This window comes from Faecalibacterium sp. An77 (assembly GCF_002161315.1).
Lineage (GTDB): Bacteria > Bacillota > Clostridia > Oscillospirales > Ruminococcaceae > Faecalibacterium.
The window spans coordinates 1-7,642 of the sequence record NZ_NFHK01000073.1 but is presented as its reverse complement, the minus strand read 5'-3'; the positions used below and the strand labels follow the sequence as shown (position 1 = coordinate 7,642).

The following is a 7,642-nucleotide window of genomic DNA, read 5'->3' as shown; positions in this document are numbered from 1 at the left end:
GAGCGATCCATTCAGCAAGAGTGTACTAATAGATCGAGGGCTTGACCAGGTTGAAAGCACTTGTACTCTGATTGCAAACGCAGATTATTATTCAGTTCTGAAGGCACGTCCTTCTAAAAAGAGAATAGAGAGATTGTTCAGACGCAAATCTGAACAGCCGGTGTCGATGACGGTGAGGTCCCACCTGTTCCCATTCCGAACACAGAAGTTAAGCTCACTTGTGCCGAAGATAGTTGGCTGGACACGGCCTGTGAAAATAGGTAGATGCCGGCTTCTCTCATCCATCAGAATATTGAAACCGTATTCTGATGGTTTTTATATGGCCCGTTGGTCAAGCGGTTAAGACAGAGGCCTCTCACGCCTTTAACATCGGTTCGATTCCGGTACGGGTCACCATATGCACCTCTAGCTCAGTTGGTAGAGCAACTGACTCTTAATCAGTGGGCCCAGGGTTCGAGTCCCTGGAGGTGCACCAACAAAAAGACGCAAGATCGAAAGATTTTGCGTCTTTTCTTTTTACAAGCAAGGGGCTGCACATCTGTTTTTCCCCAGTGATGTTTGATGAAAACGGAAATTGCCTGGACAATGCGATTATAAAGGCCAACAACATTTTGGAAGATAACTTTGATTGAAAAGGTTGACATGGTTCCCATGAGAGCGTATCGGGAGCAGGAAACATGGGGAAAGGCCTGCCGAGAGCCTGCGGTGTATTCAGACTTGGTTCGTTTTGACGTGAAAAGCCATTTATACGAAGCAAATAAAATTCTGCTTAAAAGCAATGCACGCATTGAAAAGAGGGAATGAACATGGTAAAATCAGCAGAAGATAATGATTTGGAAGTGTTGGCAAATCTGGCGGCGTTACTATGGCAGAATCATTCGGTAGAAGACTTATTTCACGAGTTTTCAGGGATTATGTCTGATGGAGAATCTCGTTTTTTCTTAAAGTATGAAAAGAATATTCCGGTTGGTTTTGCACAATGTCAGTTGCGGCACGACTATGTAGAAGGCACAAGCACGACCCCGGTGGGATATTTAGAAGGAATTTTTGTTAAAGAAGGTTATCGCAATAAAGGATATGCCAAAGAACTATTGGATGCGTGCGAAACATGGGCAAAAAGAAATGGCTGCTATGAATTTGCCAGTGATTGTGAAATAGGTAACACCAGCAGTTTTTGCTTTCATAAAGCAATGAATTTTAAAGAAGTAAATCGTGTTATTTGTTTTACGAAAAGGCTGTGAAAATAAACATGAACAGCAAGGATTGAGGAAAGAATATGAGTGAGCTAAAACAAAATTATTGCGGCAGTTTGTGTACTGAAATGTACGAAATTTTACATGAAAAAGCACCACAGGATGAGCTGGACTTTTATCTTTCCTATGCCGAAAAAGGAAAAAAGATTTTAGAACCCTTATGTGGCAGTGGACGATTCCTTGTTCCCTTTATGGAGCGGGGCTTTGATATTTGCGGAGTGGATTTGTCAGGTGAAATGCTGGAAAAGCTAAAGCAAAAGGCTCCCGACGCAAGAATCGTGCAGGCAGATCTTTTAGACTATTCATCCGGCGAGAAGTATGACTATATTTTTATCTCCTCCGGTTCTGTGTCGCTGTTTACAGATATTGCCCTATGCAAGAAGATTCTGGCTAAACTAAAGGAAATGCTGGCTCCGGCAGGTAAGTTTGTGTTTGCTGTGGATACGATTGCTGATAGATGTGAGAACGACAGTGATTATAAAACGACTATTTCCGTAAAAACAGAACAGGGATTTGATCTGCTGTTGAGAAACAAGAATTACTACGACGAGGAAACCCAGACGCAGTTTTCTCCGGCAATTTATGAGCTGTACAATGGGACAAAGCTGTTGCAGAGTGAGCCGATGGACTTTCAAACCCATCTATACAAATTTGGCGAGGTGGAACACTACTTGAAAGAAATCGGATTTACAATCGTAAAAACCTATTCCTCGTTTGAAAAAGAAAGAGCTGTTGACGATCAGTGTGACATGTTCTTGTTTGAATGCAGCTTGGGATAATCGGGTTACGCAAATAATAAAATAATCAAGACATAACAGCCGTTGCAGAAACACAAAGTCTGCAACGGCTGTTTTCATTTTCGACAGCTCTATTCACTTTGAGCTTGTCCTTTGTGAACGTCGGCTCAAGCTTAGGCGTGGTGAGATTTCATGTTGTCTATCATCAGGATCGAATCACAGTTTATCCAGTATAAATCAGGCAGAGAGAAAGAACCGGCGGCGATGTGGTCGTGAAAGTGAACGTCCCAAAAGCGTCAAAAGAGAGATCGTCGGCAACAGGGGATTCAAGCATTTTTATTTTACAGGTTTATCTTTAACCACATGGTTTTTTACTCCAAAGCAAAAGTAAAGGATATGGAACAGCCATACTGCGCCAAGAATCGCGCAGGGAATGTAAAGGGATTTTTGAAACATGATCAGGAAGCCGAATAACATAAGGAGCGTGACGGTGACCATCACGCGAATTTTTGCTTTCCAGGTCATGCCCTGACCCTTTACATAGGTTTCCAGGTTGTTTTTATATAATTTTGTACCCTTAAACCAGCGGTCCAGTTTTTCAGAACTTTTGCCAAAGCAAAAGGCTGCCAACATCAAAAAAGGGAATGCCGGAAGCAAGGGCAAGACTACACCCAAAGCTCCTACTCCAAGGCCCAAAATACCGAAGGCGATGTAGATGATTTTTTTGCCAGTCATGTTTTGTGCATCCTTTCTTTTACGGTTAAGAGCATATGAGACATTGCCAGAACAGGATGATAGAGAAGCATCCTGGGACCAGAAAAGCGCATGATTTCCCGGATTTTTGTCCGCATTTCCAGGCGATAGCAGTGTACTTTGCAGTTTGAGCAGAACGTTTTGCTCTCCATAAATGGGCAGTGATTGGAGCGGTCTATGGCATAGGACAAAACTTCCCGGAAGTCTGGGCACAAATCAGACTGATGATGTTGCTTCTTGCAATAAAGTTGGATCATCTGGGAAACAATCCGCTTTTCCTGTTCCCGCTTATCCGCAATGGATTTCATGGTGATCGTCCTCTCTGTATCTAATGGTTAGCGTTAGCTAACAAAAAACCAGGAATAAATTGCCCTCATAAAAAGGGCAATTTATTTCAGCTCACACGGCCCTGTTCCACGCAATATTGCTGTTCTACGATTCCCATTGTAGATTGCCGGTGGGATACCAACACAATGGTCTGCTCTCCCTTTACCTGTTGCAACGACCGCAAAATAACAGCTTCGTTCAGACTGTCAAGATTGCTGGTGGGTTCATCCAACAACAGCAGTGGCGCCTGGTGCAAAAAAGCGCGGGCAAGTCCCAACCTTTGGCGTTCTCCGCCAGACAGGGAATCGCCCAGCTCGGCTACCGGCGTATCGTATCCCTGGGGAAGGGAAACAATAAAGTCGTGTACCGATGCTTTGCGGCATGCCTCCTCCAGCTCTGCCTGGGTGGCATCCAGCTTGGCAATTCTCAGGTTGTTGGCGATGGTGTCGTGAAACAGATAGGTTTCCTGGGTGACATAGCTTTCCATATTGCGGAGGTTTTCCGTGTTGATATTCTGAATGGGTCGATCTGAGATACGGATTTCCCCTTGCTCTGCTTGCCAGAAGCGCATGAGCAGCTTGAGCAGGGTGGACTTTCCGCTGCCGCTTCGGCCCAAAATCCCAACGATTTTTCCCTTAGGAATATCCAGATCCATGTGGGACAGGATCTCTTCCTCATCATAGGAAAAACTGAGATCGCTTACGGCAGCCCCGTCAAAGGCAACTGGCGCATAGCCGCGGACATCTTCTACCACCGGCTGTTCCTCCAAAAGATCCAGTACCCGGTTGCCCGCAGCAAAGGTATTCTGCAGGGTAGAACCCAGAGCGGCCAGGGCAACGCTGGGGCCAAAGGAACTCATCAAGGTGAGGGTGGCAATAAGGGCGGCCGAAAAGCCGCAGAGCGTGGCTGCCGCATACAGCATGATAAAATCGAACAGCAGGATCACGGTGTTGGTGATTGCGCTGTTGCGGCCAGAGATTCGCTTGGCCTTTTCCTCCTGCCGGGACAGCTGTGCACCTCGCTGTTCCAGTTCTTGCCGGCGAGTCTGGCCCTGTCCGTATTGCAGGGTCTCGGAGAGACCGCGCAGACTGTCCAGCACAAAGCCGGAGAGCTGGCCGCTTTGGCTGCGGACCTGCTGCCCCACATCTCCACTCCAGCGGGAGGTCAGCCAGGGAATGAGAATTCCCACTATGCCGTGGGCGAGAAGCGCAAGGACGCCCAGGGCCGGGCGATAGCTCCACAAAAATGCAGTGACCAGCGCTGTGTACAACGCTGCAATGCAGATGGGGGAGATGGTGTGGGCGTAGAACACCTCAAGCAGTTCAATGTCCGAGGTGATGACGCTGATGAGGTTTCCCTTGTTCTTGCCTTCAAGCTTGGCGGGACACAAGCGGCGCAGGGCAGCAAAGACCTGATCCCGCAGCAAGGCCAACAGCTTGAAGGCAATAAAATGGTTGCAGGTCTGTTCACCATAGCGCAGTGCGCCCCGCAGCAGGGCACAAAGGCCGATCAGCAGGAACAACATGGGCAGGGAGAGATGTTGTTCCACACCCAGAGCGTTCAATAGGGCAAAGCCGCCAAACACGGTGATAGCTGTGGCACAAAGGTGCCCCAGAAGCCCCAAAACGACAGCCAAACTCATATATCCGGTCAGAGGTCTTACCAAACCGACCAGCTTCGTCATGACCTGAATCCCGGATCGCTTCATCTTGCAGCCACCTTTCCGTAAGTTTCCAGTTGTTGCTGGGCGTTCCACAGACGGGCATACTCGCCATGCTGGGAAATCAGCGCCTCATGAGTGCCTTGCTCGGCAATAACGCCTTGCCGAAGCACATAAATCGGATGGGCACCGGCCACATTGGCCAGCCGGTGGGAAATCAAAATGACCGTTTTATTCCGGGCGAGCCTTTTGATTTGTTCCATAATGGCATTTTCACTTTCTATGTCGATGTTGGAAGTGGCTTCGTCAAAAATGTAGATGGGTGTGTCATGGAGCAGTGCCCGGGCAACTGCCAGACGCTGGCGCTGCCCGCCTGAAAAATTGACGCCGTTCTCCTCCAGCTCTGTGTCCAATCCCTGCTACGCGCGCAGGAAATCCGCCAGCTTTACCTGCTCCAGGACACGCCAGAAATCGGCATCGGTGGCCTCCGGGCTGCCCATTTTCAGGGTATCTCTGACAGTGCCGCGGAACAGATAGCTTTGATGGCCTACGTAGGTGATATTGGCTGTCAGAGCGTCCTCCGCGATGTCAAGGATGGAGATTCCGCCGATGGTAAGTTCTCCCTGAAATCCGCGTATCCGCCCCATGAGAATGGCGGCAAGGGTGGATTTGCCGCATCCGCTCTCGCCGACCAGCGCCACAAAACGACCAGGCGGAACGGAAAAATCAATTCCGCGCAGGATCTCCCGATCGGACTCATAGCCAAACCGCAGGCCTTTGCAAACCACGGTACAATCCTTGGGGAAGGTATGGGTTCCAGTCTGCGCATCGGGGAGATCCAGCAGAGCAAAGAGTTTATCTGCTGCCGCCATGCCGTTCATGGCGATGTGAAAATAGGAACCCAATAGGCGCATGGGCAGGAAAAATTCGGCCGCCAGGAGGATGACCAACAGCGCTCCGAACAGGGACAGGCTCCCGGTATGGAACTGCCACACGGCCAGAACAATCCCCAGTGCAGCGCCGCCGTAGGCGATAAGATCCGTGACAATGATGGAGTTCAGCTGCATGGAAAGAACTTTCATGGTAATTTTGCGGAAGCGTTCAGACTGCTCGTTCATCTTCTGATGTTGGTGGGCATCCGCTTGATAAATTTTAAGAGTTGTAAGCCCCTGCAGGTTTTCCAAAAACGAATCGCCCAGGGAGGTGTACTCACCCCAGTATTTCCCCAGGAGTTTCTTGGCAAAACGCTGTACTGCCACAATGGTCATGGGGATCAGGGGGACGCAGAGAAATAAAAGAACCGCACAGGGCAGACTAACAAAGCTCAAAACCACAAACAACGTTAAGGGCGCAAGAATTGAGTAGCACAGCTGAGGCAGATAGGACCCGAAATACACCTCCAACTGATCTACACCTTCTACCGCCAGCTGAACTACCTCAGAGGTTCGGGCTTTTTGCTGATACGCCAGGCCCAGGCGCAATAGTTTCTCATAAATCATGGTGCGCAGCAGTTGCTTTACCTGCTGCGCGGCGTGGTGACTTACCCGGCTTGCCAGAGACGTGCATGCGTACCGTATGGCCAAGGCAGACAGCAGGACCCAAATCGAGTTTTGCCACACCGCCAGGTCGGCCCCGGCGGAAAGCTGACTTAGAAAAAGGGAAATTCCGAACATCAATACAATGTTGCAAAGCAAAGAAATCCACTGGAAAAACACCTGTGCCGACACATATTTTTTGCTCTTGCCCATGATGTGCATCAGCCGCTTATTGATCATCACTTCAAACCTCACGTTGTTAGCTATAGCTAACTTCCGACCGTAATAATAAGCTAACCACAGCATGGTTAGCTCAGCCTAACGATTGGTATGGTAGCAGAAATTCATGGCTGCGTCAATACATCGATTTTCATAATGAGAGCAGACGACCACAAAAGCGAAACCGCCCTGAGGGATTGGATGATGCGGCGGAAGATGGATTTTCCGAACATTTGCACAATCCAGCGAGCGAGAGACTGAACTGGTGTTCGGTGAAACTTGATCTTCTATAGCATCGAAACATTCGATGCTATAGAAGATTGCACCCCAAAGCAGGAGCTCATTCCATCCAGTGAATCCAGTCGGCGGCAAACAGGTTCTCTTTTAGGCACACAAAGTAGAAAGCTCCGCTCATAGGCGTTTCTGCCAGATTAAACCGGGCCAGCACCCCGGAATCCAATTCTTTGGATACGGCTGCCTCATATAGAAACGAGATCCCCAGACCATCCGCAACCAGAGATTTGATGGTAGAAAAATCGCTGATGGTTGTTGTTTTGGAAAAGCGATTCAGGGTGCGGTTGTGGCGGCGCAAGGCGTCTTCAAAAATGGTTCGAGTGCCCGAGCCGGGCTCTCGGATTAGAATGCGCTCTGCATCCAGTTCCTCTATAGCCACCGTTCTGCCTGCAAAATGATGATCTGACGAACATACTCCGAAAAAGGGTTCCTTTCGGTACAAAGTCGCATCGTACCGGCTGCGATCGAAAAAACCTTCCAACAGCACGAAATCCAGCCGGCCGGACTCCAAAGACCGCAGCAGTGTCTGGGTATTGTCTACCGTTAGGGAGAAATTGGCCTCGGGATGTTCCTGCAAAAAGCGTTTCACCTGCGGCGCAATCACGAACTCTCCAATGGTTTTGGAGGCTCCCACCCGCAGAGAAACCGGAGAAGGGGATTTCATGGCTTCTTCTGCCTTGCGGCTGTTGTAAGCCAGGGAACGGGTATACTCAAGCAGCTTCAGACCCGCCTCTGTCAGCCGCAAGATTTTGCCCTCATAGATAAAGAGCCGGCAGCCATAGTGATCTTCCAGGTAGTGAATGTGGTGGGTTACTGCGGGCTGAGTGAGGCAAAGCCGCTCCGCAGCCCGGGTATAATTCATGG

The 7,642-nt window shown here is 49.2% G+C and carries 7 protein-coding genes, 2 tRNA genes, 1 rRNA gene and 1 pseudogene; 6 read left to right on the top strand and 5 right to left on the bottom strand.

Features of this window, described 5'->3' with window-relative positions:
- The first annotated feature begins 156 nt into the window (after positions 1 to 156).
- From rrf to B5G28_RS13725, 6 genes are all read left to right on the top strand, one after another.
- Positions 157 to 273 (top strand): 5S ribosomal RNA (rrf, locus tag B5G28_RS13750).
- A gap of 48 nt (positions 274 to 321) precedes the next feature.
- Positions 322 to 396: transfer RNA gene (locus B5G28_RS13745), tRNA-Glu, on the top strand.
- Between the two features lie 3 nt (positions 397 to 399).
- Positions 400 to 475, top strand: a tRNA-Lys gene (locus B5G28_RS13740).
- 149 nt (positions 476 to 624) lie between these two features.
- Positions 625 to 804: a hypothetical protein gene (locus B5G28_RS13735; protein WP_087249713.1), complete on the top strand. Its 180-nt coding sequence runs from the start codon at positions 625 to 627 to the stop codon at positions 802 to 804.
- Between the two features lie 2 nt (positions 805 to 806).
- Positions 807 to 1,241, top strand: coding sequence for an aminoglycoside 6'-N-acetyltransferase (aac(6'), locus tag B5G28_RS13730; RefSeq protein WP_087249711.1), 435 nt, complete (start codon positions 807 to 809; stop codon positions 1,239 to 1,241).
- A gap of 35 nt (positions 1,242 to 1,276) precedes the next feature.
- Complete coding sequence (locus tag B5G28_RS13725; RefSeq protein WP_087249709.1) at positions 1,277 to 2,032, top strand: class I SAM-dependent methyltransferase; 756 nt, start codon at positions 1,277 to 1,279, stop codon at positions 2,030 to 2,032.
- Between the two features lie 294 nt (positions 2,033 to 2,326).
- Here B5G28_RS13725 and B5G28_RS13720 read toward each other — a convergent pair whose 3' ends face one another.
- The 5 genes and pseudogenes from B5G28_RS13720 to B5G28_RS13700 all read right to left on the bottom strand — a co-directional run bounded on the left by B5G28_RS13720 (position 2,327) and on the right by B5G28_RS13700 (position 7,640).
- On the bottom strand, positions 2,327 to 2,725 hold the full coding sequence (locus B5G28_RS13720) for a YbaN family protein (protein ID WP_087249707.1): 399 nt from the start codon (positions 2,723 to 2,725) through the stop codon (positions 2,327 to 2,329).
- Entirely contained in the window at positions 2,722 to 3,051 is a 330-nt protein-coding gene (locus tag B5G28_RS13715) for a nitrous oxide-stimulated promoter family protein (protein ID WP_087249705.1), read from the bottom strand. The genes B5G28_RS13720 and B5G28_RS13715 overlap by 4 nt, the downstream gene beginning before the upstream one ends.
- Positions 3,052 to 3,137: 86 nt before the next feature.
- Entirely contained in the window at positions 3,138 to 4,778 is a 1,641-nt protein-coding gene (locus tag B5G28_RS13710) for an ABC transporter ATP-binding protein (protein ID WP_204228881.1), read from the bottom strand.
- A pseudogene (locus B5G28_RS13705) lies at positions 4,775 to 6,478 on the bottom strand (ABC transporter ATP-binding protein/permease). Before B5G28_RS13705 ends, B5G28_RS13710 begins: the two are co-directional and overlap by 4 nt.
- A 346-nt stretch (positions 6,479 to 6,824) precedes the next feature.
- Positions 6,825 to 7,640, bottom strand: coding sequence for a LysR family transcriptional regulator (locus B5G28_RS13700; RefSeq protein WP_087249703.1), 816 nt, complete (start codon positions 7,638 to 7,640; stop codon positions 6,825 to 6,827).
- Positions 7,641 to 7,642: the final 2 nt, after the last annotated feature.

Coding starts and splice junctions, on each gene's coding strand:
- B5G28_RS13725 (WP_087249709.1), top strand. CDS start 1,277: ATGAGTGAGCTAAAACAAAATTATTGCGGCAGTTTGTGTACTGAAATG.
- B5G28_RS13710 (WP_204228881.1), bottom strand. CDS start 4,778: ATGAAGCGATCCGGGATTCAGGTCATGACGAAGCTGGTCGGTTTGGTA.
- B5G28_RS13720 (WP_087249707.1), bottom strand. CDS start 2,725: ATGACTGGCAAAAAAATCATCTACATCGCCTTCGGTATTTTGGGCCTT.
- B5G28_RS13700 (WP_087249703.1), bottom strand. CDS start 7,640: ATGAATTATACCCGGGCTGCGGAGCGGCTTTGCCTCACTCAGCCCGCA.
- B5G28_RS13715 (WP_087249705.1), bottom strand. CDS start 3,051: ATGAAATCCATTGCGGATAAGCGGGAACAGGAAAAGCGGATTGTTTCC.